General features: G+C 59.4%; 25 protein-coding genes. 6 read left to right on the forward strand and 19 right to left on the reverse strand.

Features of this window, described 5'->3' with window-relative positions:
* Position 1 precedes the first annotated feature (1 nt).
* The 3 genes from AC2FJC_RS17165 (at position 2) to AC2FJC_RS17175 (ending at position 3,085) form a co-directional block, all read left to right on the forward strand.
* Entirely contained in the window at positions 2–1,375 is a 1,374-nt protein-coding gene (locus tag AC2FJC_RS17165; protein WP_496740409.1) for a pyruvate dehydrogenase complex E1 component subunit beta, read from the forward strand.
* 14 nt (positions 1,376–1,389) lie between these two features.
* Complete coding sequence (locus AC2FJC_RS17170; protein WP_496740410.1) at positions 1,390–2,700, forward strand: pyruvate dehydrogenase complex dihydrolipoamide acetyltransferase; 1,311 nt, start codon at positions 1,390–1,392, stop codon at positions 2,698–2,700.
* A gap of 148 nt (positions 2,701–2,848) precedes the next feature.
* Positions 2,849–3,085, forward strand: coding sequence for a hypothetical protein (locus AC2FJC_RS17175; protein ID WP_496696776.1), 237 nt, complete (start codon positions 2,849–2,851; stop codon positions 3,083–3,085).
* A 6-nt stretch (positions 3,086–3,091) separates the two neighbouring features.
* Here the strand turns inward: AC2FJC_RS17175 and cysE are convergent, their stop codons facing one another.
* Positions 3,092–3,901, reverse strand: coding sequence for a serine O-acetyltransferase (cysE, locus tag AC2FJC_RS17180; protein ID WP_058277511.1), 810 nt, complete (start codon positions 3,899–3,901; stop codon positions 3,092–3,094).
* An 84-nt stretch (positions 3,902–3,985) separates the two neighbouring features.
* Between cysE and AC2FJC_RS17185 the strand changes: the two genes are divergently transcribed.
* Entirely contained in the window at positions 3,986–4,324 is a 339-nt protein-coding gene (locus AC2FJC_RS17185; RefSeq protein WP_496740411.1) for a TraR/DksA family transcriptional regulator, read from the forward strand.
* Here AC2FJC_RS17185 and AC2FJC_RS17190 read toward each other — a convergent pair.
* From AC2FJC_RS17190 to AC2FJC_RS17265, 16 genes are all read right to left on the reverse strand, one after another.
* On the reverse strand, positions 4,305–4,601 hold the full coding sequence (locus tag AC2FJC_RS17190) for a DUF7742 family protein (RefSeq protein WP_496740412.1): 297 nt from the start codon (positions 4,599–4,601) through the stop codon (positions 4,305–4,307). The two genes, AC2FJC_RS17185 and AC2FJC_RS17190, sit on opposite strands and share 20 nt — an antisense overlap.
* A 7-nt stretch (positions 4,602–4,608) precedes the next feature.
* Entirely contained in the window at positions 4,609–8,577 is a 3,969-nt protein-coding gene (locus AC2FJC_RS17195; protein WP_496740413.1) for a baseplate multidomain protein megatron, read from the reverse strand.
* On the reverse strand, positions 8,578–9,024 hold the full coding sequence (locus tag AC2FJC_RS17200) for an NlpC/P60 family protein (RefSeq protein WP_496723408.1): 447 nt from the start codon (positions 9,022–9,024) through the stop codon (positions 8,578–8,580). It abuts the gene before it with no gap.
* Entirely contained in the window at positions 9,021–9,908 is an 888-nt protein-coding gene (locus AC2FJC_RS17205; protein ID WP_496740414.1) for a phage/gene transfer agent baseplate hub protein, read from the reverse strand. Before AC2FJC_RS17205 ends, AC2FJC_RS17200 begins: the two co-directional genes overlap by 4 nt.
* On the reverse strand, positions 9,908–10,540 hold the full coding sequence (locus tag AC2FJC_RS17210) for a phage distal tail protein, Rcc01695 family (protein WP_496740415.1): 633 nt from the start codon (positions 10,538–10,540) through the stop codon (positions 9,908–9,910). The genes AC2FJC_RS17205 and AC2FJC_RS17210 overlap by 1 nt, the downstream gene beginning before the upstream one ends.
* 16 nt (positions 10,541–10,556) lie before the next feature.
* A complete protein-coding gene (locus tag AC2FJC_RS17215) occupies positions 10,557–11,219 on the reverse strand; it encodes an RcGTA-type gene transfer agent tail tape measure protein (RefSeq protein ID WP_496722543.1) in 663 nt (220 codons plus the stop codon).
* Positions 11,206–11,415 (reverse strand): rcc01693 family protein, encoded by a 210-nt coding sequence (locus AC2FJC_RS17220; protein ID WP_496723414.1) that lies wholly within the window; start codon positions 11,413–11,415, stop codon positions 11,206–11,208. The genes AC2FJC_RS17215 and AC2FJC_RS17220 overlap by 14 nt, the downstream gene beginning before the upstream one ends.
* Positions 11,412–11,732, reverse strand: coding sequence for a gene transfer agent family protein (locus AC2FJC_RS17225; RefSeq protein ID WP_496740416.1), 321 nt, complete (start codon positions 11,730–11,732; stop codon positions 11,412–11,414). The genes AC2FJC_RS17220 and AC2FJC_RS17225 overlap by 4 nt, the downstream gene beginning before the upstream one ends.
* A 4-nt stretch (positions 11,733–11,736) precedes the next feature.
* On the reverse strand, positions 11,737–12,150 hold the full coding sequence (locus AC2FJC_RS17230; RefSeq protein ID WP_496740417.1) for a phage major tail protein, TP901-1 family: 414 nt from the start codon (positions 12,148–12,150) through the stop codon (positions 11,737–11,739).
* 20 nt (positions 12,151–12,170) lie between these two features.
* A complete protein-coding gene (locus AC2FJC_RS17235) occupies positions 12,171–12,584 on the reverse strand; it encodes a DUF3168 domain-containing protein (protein WP_496740418.1) in 414 nt (137 codons plus the stop codon).
* Positions 12,581–12,919, reverse strand: coding sequence for a phage head closure protein (locus AC2FJC_RS17240; RefSeq protein ID WP_496740419.1), 339 nt, complete (start codon positions 12,917–12,919; stop codon positions 12,581–12,583). The genes AC2FJC_RS17235 and AC2FJC_RS17240 overlap by 4 nt, the downstream gene beginning before the upstream one ends.
* On the reverse strand, positions 12,916–13,515 hold the full coding sequence (locus AC2FJC_RS17245; protein WP_496740420.1) for a head-tail connector protein: 600 nt from the start codon (positions 13,513–13,515) through the stop codon (positions 12,916–12,918). Before AC2FJC_RS17245 ends, AC2FJC_RS17240 begins: the two co-directional genes overlap by 4 nt.
* A gap of 170 nt (positions 13,516–13,685) precedes the next feature.
* The gene (locus tag AC2FJC_RS17250; protein WP_496740421.1) at positions 13,686–14,864 is read right to left on the reverse strand and encodes a phage major capsid protein; all 1,179 of its coding nucleotides are present in this window, start codon (positions 14,862–14,864) and stop codon (positions 13,686–13,688) included.
* A gap of 34 nt (positions 14,865–14,898) precedes the next feature.
* Positions 14,899–15,444, reverse strand: a complete 546-nt coding sequence (locus AC2FJC_RS17255) for an HK97 family phage prohead protease (RefSeq protein WP_496740422.1) — start codon at positions 15,442–15,444, stop codon at positions 14,899–14,901.
* 26 nt (positions 15,445–15,470) lie between these two features.
* Entirely contained in the window at positions 15,471–15,689 is a 219-nt protein-coding gene (locus tag AC2FJC_RS17260; RefSeq protein WP_496740423.1) for a GTA head formation protein, RCAP_rcc01685 family, read from the reverse strand.
* Complete coding sequence (locus tag AC2FJC_RS17265) at positions 15,682–16,845, reverse strand: phage portal protein (RefSeq protein ID WP_496740424.1); 1,164 nt, start codon at positions 16,843–16,845, stop codon at positions 15,682–15,684. Before AC2FJC_RS17265 ends, AC2FJC_RS17260 begins: the two co-directional genes overlap by 8 nt.
* 297 nt (positions 16,846–17,142) lie before the next feature.
* Here AC2FJC_RS17265 and AC2FJC_RS17270 point away from each other — a divergent pair, with 297 nt between their 5' ends.
* Complete coding sequence (locus tag AC2FJC_RS17270) at positions 17,143–17,895, forward strand: hypothetical protein (protein WP_496740425.1); 753 nt, start codon at positions 17,143–17,145, stop codon at positions 17,893–17,895.
* Positions 17,896–17,998: 103 nt separating this feature from the next.
* On the opposite strand, the gene AC2FJC_RS17275 is transcribed toward AC2FJC_RS17270, so the two are convergent.
* Together AC2FJC_RS17275 and AC2FJC_RS17280 are read right to left on the reverse strand one after the other, a co-directional pair.
* Positions 17,999–19,369 (reverse strand): DNA-packaging protein, encoded by a 1,371-nt coding sequence (locus AC2FJC_RS17275; protein ID WP_496740487.1) that lies wholly within the window; start codon positions 19,367–19,369, stop codon positions 17,999–18,001.
* A gap of 498 nt (positions 19,370–19,867) precedes the next feature.
* Positions 19,868–20,935 carry a linear amide C-N hydrolase gene (locus AC2FJC_RS17280; protein WP_496740426.1) on the reverse strand — a complete coding sequence of 356 codons (1,068 nt, stop codon included), beginning with the start codon at positions 20,933–20,935 and terminating at the stop codon, positions 19,868–19,870.
* A gap of 420 nt (positions 20,936–21,355) precedes the next feature.
* On the opposite strand from AC2FJC_RS17280, the gene AC2FJC_RS17285 reads away from it, so the two are divergent.
* A complete protein-coding gene (locus AC2FJC_RS17285; RefSeq protein WP_496740427.1) occupies positions 21,356–22,612 on the forward strand; it encodes a DEAD/DEAH box helicase in 1,257 nt (418 codons plus the stop codon).
* The last annotated feature ends 29 nt before the right edge of the window (positions 22,613–22,641 follow it).

The following is a 22,641-nucleotide window of genomic DNA, read 5'->3' on the forward strand; positions in this document are numbered from 1 at the left end:
CATGGCAACCGAAATTCTCATGCCCGCCCTTTCGCCCACAATGGAAGAGGGCACATTGGCCAAGTGGCTGATCAAGGAAGGCGACACCGTATCCAGCGGCGACATCATGGCCGAGATCGAAACCGACAAGGCGACGATGGAATTCGAAGCCGTCGATGAAGGCATCGTCGGCAAGATCCTGATCGCCGAAGGCACCGAAGGTGTTAAAGTGAACACCCCTATCGCTGTGCTGGTTGAAGAAGGCGAAGACGCCTCGGCCATCCCGGCGGCTGCGCCCGCAGGCGCGGCGGTGGCTGAGGCTGCCCCCGTGGCAGCAGAAGCCCCCGCCCCCGCTGCAACCGCACCTACGGCACCCAAGGTGGATCTGTCCCCTGACTGGCCGGCGGATGCACCAATGGTCCAGCAGACCGTGCGTGAAGCGCTGCGCGACGCGATGGCCGAAGAAATGCGTGGTGACGAAGACGTTTACTTGATGGGCGAAGAAGTCGCCGAGTATCAGGGCGCCTACAAAATCAGCCAGGGCATGCTGGACGAATTCGGCAGCAAGCGCGTGATCGACACTCCGATTACCGAACACGGGTTTGCTGGTATTGCCGTCGGGTCCGCCATGGCTGGTCTGAAACCAATTGTCGAGTTCATGACTTTCAACTTCGCCATGCAGGCGATTGACCAGATCATCAACTCGGCGGCCAAGACGCTGTACATGTCCGGTGGTCAGATGGGTTGCCCCATTGTGTTCCGTGGCCCCAACGGTGCCGCTGCTCGCGTCGGTGCGCAGCACAGCCAGGATTACGCTGCGTGGTATATGCAAGTGCCTGGCCTGAAAGTTGTGATGCCTTATTCGGCGGCTGACGCCAAAGGACTGTTGAAATCAGCGATCCGCGATCCCAACCCGGTCGTGTTCCTGGAAAATGAAATCCTTTACGGTCGTTCTTTTGACATGCCGCAAGTGGATGACCTGACCGTCCCGCTGGGCAAGGCACGTATCTGGCGCGAAGGTTCGGACGTGACCATCGTTAGCTTTGGCATCGGCATGCAATATGCGCTTGAGGCCGCCGACAAGCTGGCCGAGGACGGTATCAGTGCCGAGGTGATCGACCTGCGCACTATCCGGCCAATGGACACAGGCGCGATTATCAACTCGGTGATGAAGACCAACCGTCTGGTGACCGTCGAAGAAGGCTGGCCGCAAGGCTCGGTCGGCGGCTACATCTCATCCGTGGTGATGCAGGAAGCGTTCGATTACCTCGACGCGCCGGTCATCAATTGCACCGGCAAGGATGTCCCGATGCCTTACGCCGCAAATCTGGAAAAGCTGGCCCTGATCACAACCGAAGAAGTGATCGCCGCCGTCAAACAAGTGACCTACCGGTAAGGAGCGACAGACAGATGCCTACAGAAATTCTGATGCCCGCCCTGTCGCCGACCATGGAGGAAGGCACCCTTGCCAAATGGCTGGTCAAGGAAGGCGACACCGTCTCGTCCGGCGACCTGCTGGCGGAGATTGAAACCGACAAAGCCACGATGGAATTTGAGGCTGTTGACGAAGGCGTGGTAGGAAAGATCCTGATCCCTGAAGGCACCGAAGGGGTCAAAGTCAACACTGCCATTGCGGTGCTGCTGGAAGACGGCGAAAGCGCCGATGACATTGCCGCAGCCCCTGCCGCTGCGCCGGCGGCTGCTCCTGCTGCTGCCGCGAGCAACGAGGCTGCCGCGCCAGCGGCACCCGAGGCGCCCACCCCTGCTCCGGCTGCTCCGGCCAAGGCGGATGGCGGTCGGATCTTCGCATCTCCGCTGGCCCGCCGTATCGCGGCCCAGAAAGGTCTGGATCTGGCGCAGATCGCTGGTTCTGGCCCACATGGGCGGATCGTGAAAGCAGATGTCGAAGGCGCAACTGCAACTGCCCCGGCTCCGGCTGCCGCATCCGCACCCGCCGCTGCTGCACCGGCAGCCGCCGCAGCTCCGGCCGGTCCGTCCGCGGATGCTGTTGCCCGGATGTACGAAGGTCGCGACTACGAAGAGATCAAGCTTGACGGGATGCGCAAGACCATCGCTGCCCGCCTGTCCGAGGCCAAGCAGACGATCCCGCATTTCTACCTGCGCCGCGATATCAAGCTGGACGCGCTGCTCAAGTTCCGCAGCCAGCTGAACAAGCAGTTGGAAGGCCGCGGCGTAAAGTTGAGCGTCAACGACTTCATCATCAAGGCCGTCGCCAACGCGCTGCAACAGGTTCCCGAATGTAACGCCGTTTGGGCCGGTGACCGGGTTCTGCAACTTAAACCCTCGGACGTGGCTGTCGCAGTCGCCATCGAAGGCGGATTGTTTACTCCGGTTCTGCAGGACGCCGACACTAAATCGCTGTCCGCATTGTCGACCGAGATGAAGGACCTTGCCGGGCGTGCCCGCGAGCGCAAGCTGGCCCCGCATGAATATCAGGGGGGCACCTTCGCGGTCTCGAACCTCGGCATGTTCGGCATCGACAATTTCGATGCCATCGTGAACCCGCCGCATGCGGGCATCCTCGCGGTTGGAACAGGTGTCAAAAAACCGATCGTCGGAGATGACGGAGAGCTGGCCGTAGCGACCGTGATGTCCGTTACCATGTCGGTCGATCACCGGGTCATAGACGGTGCCCTTGGGGCTGAACTGCTCAAGGCCATCGTGGACAATCTGGAAAACCCGATGGTCATGCTGGCCTAAGGAAAAATTAGGGTCGCGCCGATACCAGACCGGCGCGACCCAACCAGATCACAACCGTCATGTGAGCGCTTGTGATCACCGCGCGTGTTGCACCGACACCTACCGTCAACCACCTTGTCTGAATGAAAATCACGGACACAGGTGCCCTATGACTTCCACCTATTCGGTAAACTTCTTGCTGGTTGCAGCCCTTGTGTTTGGTATGCCGACGGTTGCGGCGGCGAAGCCCAATACCTATCCGGGTGAACATTCCGCCTTTAGTTCTGATCCAGCCGAAACGGCCAAACGAGAAGCTGAACGCGCGAAAAGGAAAGAAGAACGAAAAAAGCGGCGTGAAGAACAGCGACGCAAGCGGTCGATCAAAAAGAACGACCGCTTGAACTGACTTGAATTACTGGTCTTTGCCCAGCATGTGATCCATCGAGATTGAGGGTTGATCGCACCCGGCCTCTCCGACGATCTTGGCCGGTATTCCGGCCACGGTTTTACACGCAGGCACTTCCTGCAGCACTACCGAGCCTGCAGCAATACGGCTGCAATGCCCAACTACGATATTGCCCAGAACCTTGGCACCTGCCCCGATCAGCACGCCATCGCCAATCGTGGGATGGCGCTGTTCTTCTTCCTTACCGGTCCCGCCAAGGGTCACCGAATGCAACATAGAGACGTTGTCGCCAACGATCGCCGTTTCACCAATCACGATCGAATGCGCGTGGTCGATCATGATACCTTTCCCGATCTTTGCCGCGGGGTGGATATCAATCCCGAAAATCTCGGACGAGCGCATCTGAAAGAAGTACGCCAGATCATAACGCCCCTTGCGCCACAACCAGTGCCCCACGCGATAGGCTTGCATCGCCTGATACCCTTTGAAGTAAAGGATTGGTTGCAACAGGCGGTGGCAGGCCGGGTCGCGTTCGTAGACGGCCATCAAATCCGCGCGCGCAGCTTCGAGCAGTGCGGGGTCGTCGGCATAGGCTTCGTCCACGATCTCGCGCAGCACCATCATCGACATTTCGTTCGAGCACAGCTTGGCCGCAATCCGGTAGGACAGCGCCCGTTCCAGGCTGCGGTGGTGCAAGATACAGGCGTGAACCAGCCCACCCATCAAAGGCTCAATCTCAACTGCAGACTGAGCTTCGGCGGTGATGCGATCCCAAACAGGGTCGACGGGGGTCACGTGGCTGCGCGTTTCGAACATGGCTTTTCATCCTTTGCTGCGCCTAGAATGCCATTTAGTTGTAAAATCACCAAACGCAAACCCGTGATCTGCAGGGCAACGAAAATGAATGAAACCCAGTTGGAGGATTTCGATGCCCGTATCCGCGCGCGATTGGACGAATTGGCCGCGCATTCTGCGCTTGGAACCGAGGCACAAGCAGTTGTTGAACTGGACCAACAGGCGGTCGGGCGGCTCAGCCGGATGGACGCCCTGCAAAATCAGGCCATGGCCAAGGCTCAGCAAGCGAATCGGGATATCGAAACACGCCGATTGTCAGTGGCCCTGACACGGATCAAAGATGGTGAATTCGGGTATTGCGAGGATTGCGGCGAAGAGATTCCGGTGGGTCGTCTGAACCTTGACCCAGCGGCCAGCAAGTGCGTCAGCTGCGCCTCCGGGTAACGCGGAATTGAACCAGGCATCGCAGAACCATCTCAAAACACTGGCAATATTGCAAATCGTCAAAGTTTGGCTCGTTGGCCAATGGCCGGGTTCGGGCCACTGTCATCAATGAGCCATTACCAAAAAGCGGGTGTAGCCGGCCTGTATGGCCGACATAGATGTCGGCCAGTTCAGCTTCGTTGATCATTCTGGTGCACAGGCGTTCCCGGTCGAAAGGCGGCGCGTTTAGCAACACCCGCGCCGCGGCACTTACATCGCCGTGCAGAACAGGACGCATACGTGCCTTACCCAACCAGAAGACGTGAGGCGGGACCCGGCCCGTAGCTGGCTGATATCTGTGCCACATCAACCTCGTAAGTGCCGGTTACGCCATCGGCGGCTTTCATCGTTGATGGGTATGTCCAGCGCGGCTCTGACGTAACCTGTTCGCGTATTACTGACCCGTTGATCCTGATTTTCACCAGATAGGATTCAGTCTCTTCCCCTAGCGGCACGTCAAATCCATCCCAGCCATCGCCGTCCAGCCGGGTTCGACGGATCCACGAGATTTCGTCACCCGCTCCGATTTTTGCCAATTTGACATGCACCGGAGCATATGGCCGATGTCCGTTGCCGTCGAAGGCGTGAACCTGGTGGAGGAAAGAAGGATCGTCATAGGCACGCGTTCCGGGTCCGATGCGATAGTGTTTCGCCACCCGCCTTTCAGACCGCAACAGCCCGGTTTGGAACACTCTTTCATCGAGCAAGACAAAAGTTGAACCTTCAGGCCAGGTTTCAGGCATGACACTGTCCGTCCCCAATTGCCCGCGCAGGCGCCCCGATAGGGCGTAGGTCCCCTGACCCACAAGTTCGGCGCTGGCGAACTGGAACAGTTCCCAGTTGCCGGGCGTTCCGTCCCCTATTGCGGCCAGATTGGCACCATTCAACAAAGCGTCGCGCGGGCGCGATTCCAGCAAGCCATCGACCAGCCTGATACGCAGCGGCGCACCGTCGTCCCAAACTCCGACGCCGGCCCGCCGCAGAGGTGTTTGGGTAAACCCGATGACAGCCTGTGCTGAGATAACCTCTTGCAAGGTATAATCCTCATCATTCACGGCCGAATACACTGCGGCGCTGCCAGGCCAGGGGTCGGCGGACACAGCCAGGAAAGGCGCATGCGGCACCTCTGAGCCGGTTATCAGCGGCAGATCCATGAACACCGGCAAAACCGGAACCGGGGCGACAAAGGGCTTGGTCGAGGCTAGGTCATCAGGCAGGTCAGACGGCGTGTATATTCCTGGTTCGATCCGAACGGCATCTGCCAATTGCATCTCGGCTTGTTCCAGTCGATCGATCCTGAAACGCGCACCCTGCCCGCCCTCATCCAGGCTGACGACATCCCCCGCGCCGATGTGCCCCAACGAAGGCGGCAGCGCAAAGCGCACGGTTTCGCGGGACACCCGCGCCTCGCTTAGCCACCGTTCCGCCGTCTGACGACCTTCGGCACGGGTCATGGATAGGGGCATCTCGTTGACGGACACCGAATGGGTCCGCGTGTCGGGCAGAACGGCCTCTTCCGCGACGATGTCATGATCCCCATCCGATTGAACAAAGCGCAAGCGCACCCGGCCAGTCATTTCAGCCTCGGCTTCGCGGCGATGTTCGATACCGGCCTCAATATCCGAGCTGAGCGCCAGATGCTCCTGATCCAGTGTGATGGCGCGTTGCCCATTGCGCATCTGGAACCGCAATACGCCATCCCGCTCGATCGCATCGAAACCATAGCGAAGCATCAACGGCTGCAAGGCGGATCGCGCGTCCGAGACCTGTTCGATGGCATAGCCGCGCACCACACCATAAAGGCGCGACGTGTCGATGTCGGTCACGCCAGCCCCGTGACAAATCTCGGTCACCACCGATGCCAGCGTGCGCGACCCCGACCGCCCGTTCAGCCAATGCCCCCGCGCGTAATTCTCACCATCACTCCATTGGCTTTGCAGGTTCGGGAAGGTTGGATATGGCCGCGCATCCCAGGCCCAGACATAGGCATTGGACAGATCAATCATGTGACCGCCGTAAGTATTGGAAACCGGGTTGTTTTTTGCCTCGGACCAATAGCCCAAAATCGCCTTGAGATATTGCACCTGAATGAAATCATCCCGCAGACCGTTGGAATAGCGCGGCAGCTTGGATTCCGAGGATTTCGGGTCCAGAAACTTGTTCGGCTGATTGGTGCCTTTGTCGATGGCCGCACAACCCAGTTCCGTGAACCAGATCGGCTTGGACCGAGGCACCCATGCGGTCCGATTGGCTTGACGCACGCCTCCGATCCGTTCGTGATGCGGTTGCGACCACCAGTTGCGTATATCCTTATATCGCCAGATCCAGGCCTCATCATGCGCCTGATCTTCGATCGCAGACCGGATCTGCGCTTTGGATTCCTCGGTCGAGGCGTAGTACCAGTCGTACCCTTCCCCACCTTCAACATTGCCGCGCAGGTAGTCCAGATCATAGATCGCATCTACGCCCGCTTTGGCGTCGGCGTGATCTTCTCCGTCCCGCCAATCGGACAGGGGCATGTAGTTGTCGATACCAACGAAGTCGATATTGTCATCGGCCCAAAGCGGATCCAGATGAAAGTACCGGTCGCTGCCAGCATCGACGGGTTTGTAACCGAAATACTCGCTCCAGTCGGCCGCATAGCCGATTTTGGTGTTCGGCCCGAGGATTTTGCGCACTTCAGCCGCGAGGATTTGCATCTGCGCCACCGCAGGAAACCCGGTCGCGCCCCTGATTTGCGTCAGGCCGCGCATCTCGGATGCGATGCAGAACGACGCCACTCCACCAGCTGCCTTGCAGAGCGCCGCATAGTGCAAAATAAAACGGAACAAACCCCATTCCTGCGGGCCGGTATAGGTGACGGTGCCATCGCCGACGACAAAGTTGCTTGCGCGGGCCTGGCCAAAGAACTGCGCAACCTGCGCATCGGCGCCGGCAGTCATATCCGGAGACCCGTTGCGGCCTGGTGCCTCGCTCAGCGTGATCCGCCCTCGCCACGGCAGGTGCGGTTGATCGGTGGCATCGGACCAGGGATCGGGCAGACCGTTGCCGCGCAACTGATCCATCAGGATGAAGGGATAGAACATCACCCGCTTACCGGATGAGTTCAGATGCCGGATCGCTTCGATTACGGACGCATCCGCCGGTGTCGCCCCATAGACAGGTCTATCGTTTTCGATCTGAACAATCTGGGCAGCCGCCCGGGATACGCCTGATACGCTCCACGGCATGATCTTGCCATCAAACTCTTTGTGCAGGACCTTTGGCTGCACCTTGCAATGACCGCACCGCAGATCGTCGCCAAACCAGGACACGACGAGCGACACCGCATCGCAGGCGGGCAATTCAGCATTCAGCGCGTGGGTCGAGGTGACCAGATCGGAAACGCCCGAAGCCGAATGCACGTTCGCAGCCCAGCTTTGCCCCTGCCCTTTGGAATAATTCACCTGCCTGTTGGCCAGAGAATATTCGCCCGTACCCGGGATCATCGCCACGCCGCGCACGATCCGGGAAACAGCACCGAGTGTGTCGGGCAGCCCCGGCTGTTCCTGTCGGACAACCTCAAAGGAAAACTGCGGGACCCGGTTGCCGAATGCAGCAAGCTGTAGGTCCTCGATCACCACATATGCGGTGCCCCGGTACGCAGGGACCTGTCCGGTGCCCTCGACCGCCTCGATCAACGGGTCAGGCAATTGATTGTCGGTGCCCTTGTACAGGCGCACATTCAGCCCGGCGCGCTCAAGCTCTTCACCATCGGCCCAGATACGCGAGATGTCAGAGATCTGCCCAGCGCCCACGGCAATCGCCAGCGAGATCGAATAGCTGTAGGTATGCGTGGTCGTGGTTGTTGTGGCCGAACTTGGCCGCCGCGACCCTTTTCCGCCCCGCGTGGATTGCGTTGCCGTGCTGGTGCTGCGGGTTTCCAGAAAGTCCGACGCCCAGATGATCTGCCCACCGACACGCATACGTCCGAACACGGTAGTGACCGAAGCCCCCTCTCCGGTTTCGGTCAGGCGGAAACGATCCAGACGCCCGGTTTCGACAACCTCGCTGCCGCCACCCATCACAGATTGGCTCATCAGCCGCTGGTCGATGACCCGCCCCAACGTTGCGCCGACAGCCCGGCCGATGATCGCTGTGGAAAGACCCGCGACAGTGCCACCGATCGAGCCGCCAAGAGCAGCCCCGGCTGCGGAAAGTACAATCGTAGCCATTTACTTGACCTCCAGCGGGAATGCGAAACAGGCGACAACCCGGCGACGCCAAGGGTCGCTCAGGGCGTTTTCCACAACGCCGTGCCCGGAATATGCGTGAATGAACCGCGGGACCGCGCCGGTTTCGCTGACAACACCCACATGTTTGGCGACGCCGCCATCGCGCATGCGGAACAGCAATACGTCGCCTGCTGCCAGTTCCGAGGGCCGCTTTGATGTCAAATTTCGGCGGGCCGCATCCCACATGCGTTCATCCCCCTGTGGCTCTGACCAGTCCATGCTGTAGCTCGGCACGGACTCCGGCTCAGCTCCGTATAGCGCGCGCCAGATGCCGCGTAGCAATCCCAAACAATCCGCCCCCGCGCCCCTAACGGACGCCTGATGCACATACGGCGTACCTAGCCATCGGCGCGCTTCTGCAACTATGTCCTGCCGGTCTACTGTCATCGTCTGCTGCCCCCTTTATTCGGTTTGTCTTTCTTAGGAACAGCCATCACCCAATCCTCGCCCGGCAAGTCCGGAAAACCTTGAAAATTAATGAGGTTGTTGAATTTTCTTCGGCAGGTCTCCATGCGCTTATCGCACCCGGCGGTCAGCCGGACTCGATCACCGACTGTCAGTCCGCCACTGATCCCCGTCCATAAGGTGACATTGCGCCCGCCCGTGATACGCTCATCCTGTTTCACCGACGCCCAAAGACCCGAGGCCGTGCCGGAAATCACATCCAAACGACCACGTTCGAACCATGCCATATCCGGCGCGTCCGCCCCTTTCAGTTGAAGCACACTGCCCGCCGACAGGCTGACAATCTCCGCTTCTGCCTGAAAACCGGCTGCAGCCACATTGAACCGACAGGCACCATCGCCCAGCACTGCGGTGCAGGGCTTTTGATAAATCCGTCCCAACGGCCGGTTCAGCAGATCCGTCAGCCCGCGCAGCTCAGCATGAAACGCCCCGCCGCCGCGACGCATTTCCCCAATCGAACCACGAAACTGCAACACCCTTTGTTCGGGGTTCGCCCAGTTCACCAGCCAGGCTCGGACCTGAGCGCCGTCAAACCGCCCGGCCTCGATGTCTTCTTCCCTGATTGCTGCATCGGACAGCGCGCCCATCGCCTCGGAGTTGTCAATCGAAAGGCCCGTCGCCTGTTCGATCGCTGCCGCGGTCAAACCACTGCTCGCCTTGAAGGCCAGCCCGTCAAAGCGCAGCTCCATATCATGATCGGTAAACCCATATACCTGCCCATCCGTGCGCGTGATGGCCCAGCATCGACAGGTTGTCGTCATCCCGCTTTGCAGATGCTCCTGCAACCCCTGTGCATTACCGCCCATCAGACCCGCACCTCGACCACCGGAACGTTGGGCACGTCGCCTGCCTGAAAGCTGGCCACGCTGGTCTGGATCTTGTCGGTGTCAAAACGAACGGGCACGTCAAATTCGAACCCTGCCGTAATCTCGACGTCTTGCGGTGGCGCGTTCGTAAACGTGACCCGACCCCGCGCCAGATCTACCTCGAAATCCACGCCTTCGCGCATTTCGTCCTGCTCAAGGCCAAGTTTGACGGTCCCTAGAACTGGTTTGAGGATCGGACGGACGTATTTGAACCCGCCAGAGTTGTAGGTTTTCAACAACTGGAACTCGGTTGTCTTGCCGTCGCCACGTGCAATGACCTGATCGGCATTGTCTACCTCAGCCGTTGCTGCGCCCGACTTGAAGTCAGACCAATCCTTCCACCGAAATCCGAACATCTGCCCCTGCCGCGCCTCGAAGAACGAAATCAGCGCTTCGATATCGTCAAGCGAGCGCATCCCGAGCCCGGCATCATAGCGTCGTCTTGAATGGGCCCAGGGCGTGTTGCGTTCTTCAAACCCGTTGGTCAGTGTCACGATATATGTGCGCCGCTCGGGGCCGCCAACCGAACCAAAGCTCAAGCTGGCGGGAAATCTAACCTCATGGAAATTCATGGCCTGCTCCCTCAAGTTACCTGTTGCGATTGCCGCGCCCCAGTGCGCGGCTCATCTGCGCCGCAATCTGGCTTTGACTGCGACGGAACCCCTGCACGTCCGGGGTGGTGATGTTCATCACGACATTGACGGCACGCCCACCTCCCGAGGTGCGCACCCCAAGCTTACCGTCCGACCCGCGCGCCAAAGGCATGATCGCTTCGGGTCCGGCTTCCCCCATCAACCCGGTTCCGCCACGCATGGGAAATGTGGTTGGGCCGCTGACAACGCCGCCATTGGCGAAAGGCATCACCCGGCCTTGCGAAAAACTGCCACCGTCGGCAAATGGCAAAAGCCCCTGCACCAGACCGCCAACGGTTCCGGCCAGCATCCCGCCAAAGTGATCCGTCACCGGCTTGATCGCTGCCGAATACGCCGTGCGGATCATTGAGTTCTTCAAAACGTCCAGCGCATCGGACAGGTTCATCCCATCCAGCACTACGCCATCGAAGGCTTTGCGCAACCCGCTGGACATGCCGCGTTCCAGCGTCGCGACATCCTTTCCGGTTTCCTCAAACGCCGCGCTGATCCGTTTCATCTGGCCGTCAAAAGCAGCCGCCATAGATGCCGCGTCACCCAGCGAGTCTCCCAGCGCATCGCCGCGTTCCTGCAAGTCGTCAAACCCGTCACGATCCGTCATCACGCTCTCCTTGTAATTTGTCCGGGTAGGCCTTCAGCAACGCATCCAAGCCAGACCGGTTCATCGCCGGGATCCCTGCGCCCTGCCCCAGCATCAGTTGCAATTCGGCCGGGGTCAGTCGCCAGAACTGATCCGGCGTCAGACGCAGACCGACAAGCGCGGCCCGCATCAAGGCGGGCCAGTTGAACCCGCTCATGCCTGATCCGGCACCATGAAGGCCCGCGCCAACAACTCCGCTGCCGCACGCGCAGCTGCCATCGGGCCACCCTCAATTTCGGCGCTCAGCAGATCGGTGCGGTTGACGTCGCCGCCACCGCCGCGCAACCCGGCCACGATCAGTGCCAATACGTCACCACTGGAATAGGCTCCGCCTTCGAACCGTTGCACGAGTTCCACCAGCGAAGCGGCACCCAGCTCTTGTTCCAATTCCGCTAAAGCACCCAGCGTCAGCTTGAGCACCCGCCGTTCTCCATCGATGGTCAAAGCCACCTCGCCTGTCCACGGATTGGCCATCGGCTTACAGCGCCGTAAAACTCAGCGCGCCGGCGCTGGCCAAACTCATCTCATAGGTCGCCTCGCCGTTGTGCGAGCCCGCATATTCGACACCTGTGACCTGAAACGACCCGGCAACAATGCCGAAATCCGGGATGATGACTTGAAAATCCGGTGTTTCGCCGTCAAAAAACAATTGCCGCGCTCGTTCATCGGTCCCGGCATCCTTGAACACGCCTGAACCGGATATCGAAGCCGATTTGACCCCGGCACCCGATAGAAGTTCGCGCCAGCCTCCCTGGCTTTCCAGGCTGGTGACATCCACGCTTTCCGCGTTGAAGCTGACGCGCGTGGCGCGCAATCCCGCGATAGTTTCGAACAGACCGCTGCCGTTCATATCCACTTTGACCAACAGGTCCTTGCCGTTCTGGGCACCCATATGCTCTCTCCGTTGATTGGTTAGTCGTCTTCCACGCGGGCGCGGAATTTCAGGTCGATCTGGCGGATCGCTCCACCGGTCCCGGTGCGGCGGGCCGAGGCGCGCTCGAACCACAGGCCCACCAGACGACCGCGGTCGAGGCTGGGCATTGCATCCTCCAGCGCGTCACACACGGCACCGGCCAAGGTCTTGGCGGCACCGAACCCTGCGGCTTCGGACACGACCGAAACCGTGAACCGGTGCACCGCACCCCCACCCGATCGGTCAGAGACATCACGAACCTCTTCCGGTCCCAGCGTCACATAAGTCTGTGGTACTACTCCGGCTGGCACCGCGTCATAGATCGCGCCTCCTGACAGATCGTTTACTCGGCTGTCACCGGACAGCTGCTGGAAAACCGCCGCCTGCAGGGCGGCTGAAACGCCATAGCTCATGCTGCCACCTCCTCATCCGCAAAACAGGTCAGGTAATGGCCGCGCGGATCACGCTCAGCGACAGCGCGGATGACAAAACGACGTGCGCCCTCTGCAAAGCGCTGATCCGGCGATGGCCGCATGGTGGAGCCTGTGGGCGCACCCTGGACCACGATGCGATAGCCGACCCGCGATATCGGGACGCCAGCCACCTGCCACTCGGACCCGCTGCGCGCGGTAACCTCGGCCCATACCGTGCCCAGCGGCACCCAAGTTTCGGTGTATCCGCCTGACCCATTGGCCACGCGCACGGGCGCCTCCAACTCCAGCTTTCTGTTTAACCGCGGCGCTTTCATTGCACGACCCCTGCACCAAACCGAACTGTGCGATAGCGCTGGATCAGGCTGGTGACACCAAACGGCATGCACCCGGCACCCAGCGCTGTCTCATCGCGGTATTCGTAGTAATGCGCGGCCAACAACAGCACCGCCTGCCCCAGATCCGCGGGCAACCCGCCCCAATCCATTGCCATCCCAGCGCCAAAAACGATCCTGACAGAACCGCCCTTTGTCATCTTCGGCATCAGTGCCCCAACGGGGCGCAGACGGGGACGCTGGGCATCTTTTTCCAACCGGTATCTATCCGTGGTGACGACAGTCTCTGCACCTTCTGCATCTGCCAGCGTCACGCTCTTGACCTCGGTGACCGGTGCCACTGGCAGCACCTCTCCCAACTGGTCTCGCCAAACGTTCAGGCTCCAGGAAAAATCGCGCTCGATCAGAACCTTGCCAGTACGCGCTTCGATTGCCGCAACGGCTGCGCGCAGAAAGCCTTTCAGCACATCATCCTGAACGCTGTCTTCGGCAAAGCCCGTGCCCAGCCGCAGATGCGCCTTAAACTGATCCACCGGCAGCGCCGCATCCGCGATGGCGGTTTCTTCGATCAACATCATCCATTCACTCCGCAATCTCGGACCCCTCCGGGGGCCTCACTCAGGAAAATGACGGGCACGCGCCGCCCCACGTTGCTCGGACGGAGGGGAGCAGCTAGACAACGCAGGGGATCTCACCCCGGCCCGCGCCCGCGCCCGAGGGGCCAATGACCCCCCGGATCCGTCACCACTTAGGCGGTGCCGAATTTCACCAGCTTGATCGCGGCAAAGTCACTCACGTCACCGCCGACGCGCTTGGTCGCGTAGAACAGAACGTGTGGCTTGGCGCTGAACGGATCGCGCAAGACGCGCAGATCAGGGCGCTCCGCAATAGTGTACCCGGCTTGGAAATCACCAAAGGCAATCGAGAAACTGTCAGTGCCCGCATCCGGCATGTCCTCAGCAATCAGCACCGGATACCCCATAAGGCGCGCGGGCTCACCGGCAGCCAGACCGTCAGACCAGAGGAAGCGACCATCGCTGTCTTTCAGCTTGCGGATCACTCCGGCGGTTTTCGAATTCATCACGAAGGTGCCGTTGACGCGGTACTGCGCGCCTAGCGCATAGACCACATCGACAATCGCATCCGCGTCGACACCGCCGTCAATGCCGGTCGGGACATAGCCCAGATTGCCCCAAGCCCAGACATCATTGTCGACCTTGGCATGGTTCAGAATGCCATTTGGCTTGTCCGCACCATCGCCCGAGATGAACGCCGCCGCTTCGGCGCGGGCAAATTTGTCAGCGATACGACCAGCCAGCCATCCCTCGACATCGAACGCACTGTCATCCAAAAGGCGCTGCGACGCCTTTGGCAGCGCGCTCAGCTCGTGCAAGGCAATCGAGATGCGATCAATCGACGGGGTCGCCGTCTCGGTCGCGGCAGAACTTTCATCCGCCCAGCCCGCGCCCACGTCGGTGTGGTCGATCAACACGTCGAACGAGTTCGCCTCGACATTCACCACCGAAGCGATCGAACGGATCGAGGCCGTGGATTTCAGCACCGACTTGATCATCTCGGCGGTTTGCGGATCGACCAGATATCCGCCATCGCTGTTAACGGCACTGGACAGCGATTTGGCTTCCATATCAAGGCCGCGCAGGCCGTCATCGTCACCGCATCGCACATAGGCGTCGAAAGCCTTTTGATGAGGCGCACCGTCCTCGATTGAAGCCGCAAGATGCGGGCGCGCCGCGGTGATTGATTTACGATCCAGCATGGTCAGTCGCTCTTCTGTCTGTTGCAGTTTAGTTTTAACTTCAGCCTTCAGGCCCTTGAATTCGCTCACGAAGCCAGTCATCGCCTGCTTCACCTCCTGAACCAGGGGCACACCCTCTCCGGTCAAGGCCGGGGTCTCGGTCTTGCTCATCAGAACTTCCTTGTTTGGGTGGGATTGAGGCGCGCTAGGTTCGCGCCAGCTCCTGCCGGGCGTGATCAAACACCTCGGCAATACTGCGCAGGGTGTCCTCGGCGTCCGGGGTCGTCCCCTTTGCCGTCACCCGCGCACTGGGCAGCATCGGAAAAGTCACAAGCGACACCTCCCACAGCTCCAGTTCGGTCAGGACCCGATGGCCCTTTTCATTTTTCACGGCCCGCTTGGTGCAATAGCCGATCGACAGCCCGTCAATGGCCCCGGCCCGGATCAATTCCGCAGCTTCACGGCCTTTCTGCGTGGTTTCCAACATACGTCCCTTGACCCAAAGCCCGCGTTCATCTTCGCGCACGTCGTCCCAGACACCGATGGGTTGCGCCGGGTCGTGCTGCCACAGCATTTTGACCCGCTGACCTGCCGCCGTTAGCCCAGCCAACGACCTGCGATATGCGCCTTTCTGCACTACATCGCTCCCTTGATCGACCTGCCCAAACAGGCTGGCATAGCCCTCGATCACCGCGTCCTCGGTCACCGACAATCCATCGCTAAACCGCGCAAACTTGTGTTCTAAATCCATGAACACCTCCTCATAAGCCTTTGAATTCATGGCGACACCACCAGAATTGACTGAAACGCTTGCGCCAGGATCACCGCAACGACTCCATAGACCGTCAGCCAAAGCCGTTTCTCCAGCCGCTCCATCATCTCTTCGATCTGATCCAGCCGCCTGTATAAATGCGCGTGCTGGATCTCGGCCACCCGTTCATGCGCAGCCAGACGCAGGCCCGGCGCACAATCAAACGGCGGATACCCCTCAGCCATCTGCACGCTCCGGTAGCCCCAGCATCATGCGTTTCTCAGCGTCTGTCAGGAACTCGGCGCCGTTGACCCGCGCCCATTGCGCATCCCGCTCCGCCGACAGCGCTGGCACCTGATCCAGGTCGGGTTTCAACACCAACTCTTCGCCAGTAAAGCCCACCAGCCATTCCGACACCGCCGCCGCCACCCGCGTCACCAAGGGCAGAACGGTCAGGCGGTAAAACGCCCGGTTGGCCTCCTGATAGTTCGAATAGGTCGCGTCGCCTTGAATTCCCAGCAACATCGGCGGGACCCCAAAGGCCAGTGCGATCTCGCGGGCGGCGGCTTCCTTGGTCTTTTGAAACTCCATGTCAGAGGGTGAGAAACCCATCGGCTTCCAATCCAGCCCCCCTTCCAGAACCATCGGACGGCCTGCATTGCGCGCCCCGCGATAGTTCTGCTCGATCTCATCGGACAAGCGGCGGAACTGATCCTCGGCCATCACCCCATGGCCATCGCCGCCCTTCCACACCAACGCCCCCGAAGGCCGCGCGGCATTGTCCAGCAGAGATTTCGACCACCGCGACGCGCTGTTATGCACATCAATCGCCATCGCCGCAGCTTGCATCGGCGAGAACCCATAGTGATCGTCTTGGGGGTGGAATGACTTGATATGACAGATCGCATCAGCCGGGAAACGATGCGTCTTGCCGCCCGCCGTATAGTCATACGCCTTGGGCCATCCATCCGCCCCCGGCACCACGCTCATCCGGTCCGAGCGCAAGACGTGCAGTTCAACCGGCAATCCATCCTCGGCCTGTGCCGCCTCGACATAGGCGTTCCCAGACAGCAACAACTGCCCAAACAAGGCCTCCATCAACTCCGCCCGCCCCTGCGCCGCATTCGGACGGCGCATTAGGGATATGATTGGATGCACGTCATAGCGCTGCGCCTGATCCTGCAGCACCAAAGGCAACGCCGCCGCTGCCTCGGCAATCAGCTTGACCGAGCGGAACCCCACCGGGTTCCCCGAAAACCCCGTCCGCGTCAGCGACACCGCGTCTCTGGGGCTCCACGCCACGCGCCCGCCCGTCTGCCACGCCACCACAGGCCCCGCTGCGCTCGCCTTCGCCTCAGGCGCTGCCTTAGCCGATCCACGACGCAAGAAATCGAATACCATCTGTGCTCCTTTCTGCCGCCGCTCTGCCCGGCTTGTTGAAAGGAGTTATGACGGAAAGAAGTTTAAGCCTCGGGAATATGGCGTACGGGGGGTGAGCAACGGGAATCTCTTCCTTTGCAGAGTACCCAAATACTTGAATCACCACCGCTGCTCCCAAACAAATCAACCCTTTACCTCTTCCATGCCTATGATCACTTCAGGAACAGACTAGAGTTTTTCATACAGCATTCGTAAGCAAACATGTCGCGGGAAACCGAGTCATACTGATACTCTCAAGAGCGTAAGGAGCAGCCAAGCATGACTCAATATCTACTAAGTCGAATAGATCGAAATTTAGCTGCGCAGATCACCTTACTGCTATACAGACGCGTAGCTAATCAGCTGTCATCAACATCCGGACCCGATCCTGAGTTTCGTTACGCAGGGCGTGAAGGCGGTAACTTACTTGTAAAAATCGGGCTGTGCGAAAAAGGAGAACAACCATCTGAGTATGTTCTCAAGGTTGATGAATCCGCTGTGATCAAGGTGATTGAAACACATAAGGACCTGACATCTAAAGACCTTAATACTCTTTTGAACTTCTTCTTCCAGTTTTTTATCGCGCATGGCCGCGTAGGTTGTCTCAGCAGTACGAGAGGGTTGTTCACACCCGATTCAAAACAAGAAGCATTGGTTCAAAGCTTAACAAAGACTGGGTATCTCAGTCGTCACGAGCAGCAAGTTCAATGGACGGATTACGCTTCTAGACAAATGGAGGCCAACGGTCATTGGGAAGGGGGCGTTTCACATTACGACGTGCGTACGACCGCTGACGACACACGCTTTAGTAAGATCTACTCTGAATTGCCTGAGAGCTTGATAGAAGTGCTCGCCGAAGCAGCACAAACTCATGGGAATTGGAAGGTTATTGAACTTCTCCCTCGATACTATTGGAACGACAAGTGGCTCGCTGAGCCAATCTCAAAACAAGAAGCCGGTAAATTTGGGCAGCTTGGACTTGTTGTGATGGGACGATTAGTTAATAGGCTAAAGTCGGAGCACGGTTTCTAAATACTCAATGCGGACTGAAACTACATTCTACCAGCAAGTAGAAGCTTTCACTTTGGATGTTAAACGCACGAATTGGTCTGACTAACTCGGTCGATTGTTCTTTTTACAAACTCCGCACCCTAGGCCGCCGATACACCCCCGCAGGCCCCACAACCAACTCATGCAGCGCCCAGACCAGAGCATCCACCCGGTCGGGCGAACCCTGCCCCTCAAACCCACGCGCGGTCATCTGGCACATCTGCTCCTCCAGCGCGTCCAGCCCGGCGACATGGCGCACCCGCGCCTGCTCGTACAACGCCGCCACAGGCTCGGCCCGCGCGACCTTGCCGCGTGAGGCCCGCACCGCGCGATAAGGAACCAGAGGGTCCACCTGCCGCACGACCTCTTCCACCAGTTGCCCGCCCTGATTGACCTCGGCCACCAGCCGTTCCGCCCCGAACTCGTCCATCGCGTCTATCGCCGCCTGCGCCCAGCCCGCCGGGCCAACGCCCTGCACCGTCCGGTCGGCCAGTACATAGGCGCGCCAGTCCTGAGGCGGCCCTTGCACTTGCGCGCCGACCACCACGATCCCGCAGGCATCCGCATCCGAGCCCGCCGTCACCGCTGGGTCCAGCGCGACCACTATACGGTCCAACTCTGGTACATTCTCAACTCGCGCCGCGTCCAGCATCGCCCCGGCCCACAACGCCCCCTCGGCATCCGACAACAGCACTCCGTCCAACTCCTGCCGCCCCAGCCGTGTGCCCGCATAACGCACGCGCACTTCGTCCAAAAACGAGTCCGCCAGATTGGCCCGGTTCGCCTCGGTTGGCGCATGGGTCTGCACGGTGGACGGAGATGCCAGCAATTCCTTCAAAACCTGCACATTGCGCGGCGTGGTCGTCACACAGACCCGAGGCCGATCCCCCAAGCGCAGCGCAAACTGCAGCATATCCCAGGTCTCGCCCGCCTTCTTCCACTTGGCCAGCTCATCCACCCAGGCTGCATCGAACTGAGGCCCGCGCAACCCTTCGGGATCATGCGCTGAAAACGCCTGCGCCTCAGCTCCGTTTGGCCAGATCAGTTTCCGTTCGGACGCCTTCCAGACAGGTCGCCGATCCTGCGGCGAACATTGCAATATCCCACTATCGCCAAAGATCATCACATCGCGTACCTGATCGAATGTCTCACCCACCAATGCCACACGACGCGCCTCGCCGCGATCCAGCGGCAAAGACCCCTCGACCACCCGTCGCACCCATTCGGCCCCGGCCCGCGTCTTACCAGCACCGCGCCCGCCCATGATCACCCAGGACCGCCAATCCCCCTCGGGTGGCAATTGATGCGGCAGCGCCCAGAACTCAAACAGGAAAGGGAGGGCGCACAGCCCCCCCTCCCCGATCTCACTCAGAAACCTGTCCCGAACCGCAGCAGGCGCGGAGGCGAGCCAACCTGCACCCAACCTCAAATCGAGCGCGCTCAAGGTCGAGCGCATACCCCCCTTGGGCAATTCCGGCTTGTCTGTGATGTTGTTCGACAAAGCTTGTCTCCACTTTCTGACAACTTCGGATCAGCCCCTCTAACTGCCCGAGTTGCTTGGCTGAACCAGCAAGATCTGCATCCTCCCCGGCACCGATCTGTTTGCGCAGTTCTTCCGCTGCTTGGCGCAGATCGCGAATGGATCTCTCAAGCGACTGCAACAAATCAGCCGTCTGGGACATCCGCTCTTCCGGGGTAATCAAAGTCATGTGTGCCTGTGACCTCATGCGTGAGTGATCTCCGCACGAGAGAAACGAAAAACGGCCGCCGGGTCGCCCCGGGGCCGTCGCCCACCTCTTCTAGCATGACACAACCTATACGCGAGAAAGCGCGCAAAGTCAATGCTTTGCGCAACAACGGCGCAACGGGTAACGTGCGCTGATAGTTAAGAGACCTTTACTGATAGGGCCATGTGGCAGACGGGCGTCAGTGGTTGAGATCCGTGATTACAACGTTACGTATCGCCGAGAAAAAGAAATGGCTCGGAAGGTTCAAAGCTGGCCGAAACCTCGCCCGCAAGGATGGGCTTTTCCCCAAGTTCCAGTTTCAGGGTAGAAGCCCCATCGGAGAGATCAAGGTTTTCGATATCCACCCAAAACAATGTAGGGCTGAACACGCTCTCATAGTAGTACCGACCCAGCTCATGATCAGCGACCGTACGCCAGGTTGTTGACGCGATGTTTGGGCGTTCCGGATCCGTGACTCCAAATGGTACGGAAATTGATCGCACGAGAGAGAACACCGCCGCCGTCGCATCGTTTTTGTCTTCAAACGAGGGAACGGCATTCAGATTCCAGCTCAACCGCGCAAACCGGTCGGAAGACCGATGGGTTCCGGGCAAAAATGAAAGACCATTAACTTCACCCCAATAAGTGGTGATAGCGAGTTGTTCATCAAAAGTAGGAGAATTCGTCATGACGGTAAACTCGCGGCCATGGTGGATAACCAACTCGCCATCGAGATACTCGAATATTGCACTGTCACCAGACGCATCAGATAGCGCGATATGCCCTCCTGCCTCATGTCCGCTAGGCAACATCGGCGCTAATATCACGAATGGCTCTTGCTCCATAGCTGCAACGGCTTCTTCAACTGTTGCAAAGTTGTCCAGAAAATACTGCAACCACCCTCCGACAGAAAGAAGAGGTTTGTCTCCGGCATTTTCCGTCCCGTAATCCGCCTCGGCAAGATAGAGAGCATTGCCGACCAGCCCGCCATCATTCATGCCGTCAACAGTAGCCCCGTCATAGATCGTTGCCACGACAGAGCCGTATTTGGACGTCCATTTGACCGAATTCTCTCCGGCACCACCATCACGGTCCATGCCCCGCGGGAAGGCCCAAATGTCTGTTGAAGTATCTTCGAACCAGTCAAGCGTCCTCCCCGTGAGGAAGGATCCGTCTGCCGTTTCATAGACGATCCGAGAGCATGCGATTGCTGAAGACGCGGCTAGAACCACGGTCAGAGTGGTAGCTACAAGTATTTTAGCGCACATTTCTGGAATCCTTTTTCGGTCATACATAAAAAGTCATCGCCCCTAAGGATCGGATATTTACCGATGTTATGAAAGCCAAGAAGCACCTCAGGATTTTCAAAGCCCAGCCCGACAAGGTTTTTCTCTTTGAACAATCCGTTCCCTGACGGCCGCAGCAAGTACATGTTCCCACTTCGCAATTCATGCCTTGACAAATGCTAACAAAACTAGCATCTGCCACCTTAAGACAGCGCTGACGCGTGAGCATTGACGGTCGCAGCAGACCCCACAGCGCATCACTACTTCTCCTAGTTCCCATTCACGCAGGGTTCTTGACGCGACGCCAGATGGCGCAGGGTTCGCCTGCACGTCCCGAGGTTTAGCGGAAACCCTGCCGGTCACGCGCTGCGTGGCCAGACACGTCTTGTCCGTACGGCTATCGCCTTGCGGATTACAAAGGATAGTTATTTGTTCGACTTCGACATGCTGGGCCTTGCACCAGCCCTCAACGATGCACTGAAACGTGCCAATTTCTCACAACCGACCCCTATTCAGAACCAGGCCATCCCGCTGGCGCTGAACGGTCACGACATCCTGGGCCTGGCGCAGACCGGCACCGGTAAGACGCTGGCCTTCGGTCTGCCGCTGATCGACCACTTGCTGGCGCAGCCCGGCAAACCCGCGCCCAAAACCGCCAAAGCGCTGATCCTTGCCCCAACCCGCGAGCTGGTCAACCAGATCGCGGATAGCCTGCGCAACCTGACCGACAAGACCAAGCTGCGCGTGGCCACCGTGGTCGGTGGCCAGTCGATCGGCAGACAGATCTCGTTCCTGTCGCGCGGCACCGACATTCTGGTCGCCACGCCCGGGCGTTTGATCGACCTGATGGAACGCGGTGCCGTTGACCTCGGCTCGGTGCGACATCTTGTACTGGATGAAGCCGACCAGATGCTGGACATGGGCTTTATCCACGCCCTGCGCAAAATTGCACCCAAGCTGGGCACGCCGCGTCAAACCATGCTGTTTTCGGCCACGATGCCGAAGCAGATGGAGGAACTCAGCCAATCCTATCTGACCAACCCGCAGCGGGTGCAGGTCTCGCCTCCAGGTAAAGCGGCTGACAAGATCACGCAGTCTGTGCATTTCGTCGACCGGGCCGGCAAACCGCGGAAACTCCGCGATATTCTGTCCGCTGACATGGAAGCTCTGACCTTGGTATTTTCCCGTACCAAACACGGAGCCGAGAAACTGATGAAAGGCCTTGTGGCCGATGGTTTCAACGCGGCCTCGATCCACGGCAACAAAAGCCAGGGACAGCGCGACCGCGCGATCAAGGCGTTCCGGGCAGGAGAGATCAACGTATTGGTCGCGACCGACGTGGCCGCGCGTGGCATCGACATTCCCGGTGTTGCCTATGTGATCAACTATGACCTGCCCGAGGTGCCCGACAACTATGTCCACCGCATCGGGCGCACAGCTCGTGCTGGTCGCGAAGGTGAAGCTATCGCATTCTGCTCACCGGACGAGGTGGATCAGCTGCGCCAGATTCAGAAGCTGATGAAGATCGAAATTCCGGTCGCCAGCGGCACCATGCCAGAATTTTCCGAGCCTAAGAAAACCCGCAATCGCGGAGGGTTACGGGGGCGTAAACCGCAGGGGGCAAATTCGACATCGAAGCCCGCGTCCTCGAAACGTCGTCGTCCACGCGGACGTCCCGCCGCATAACAAAAAGAAAAGGCCGCGTTTTCGACGCG

This window comes from Ruegeria sp. CDSB117 (assembly GCF_059611005.1).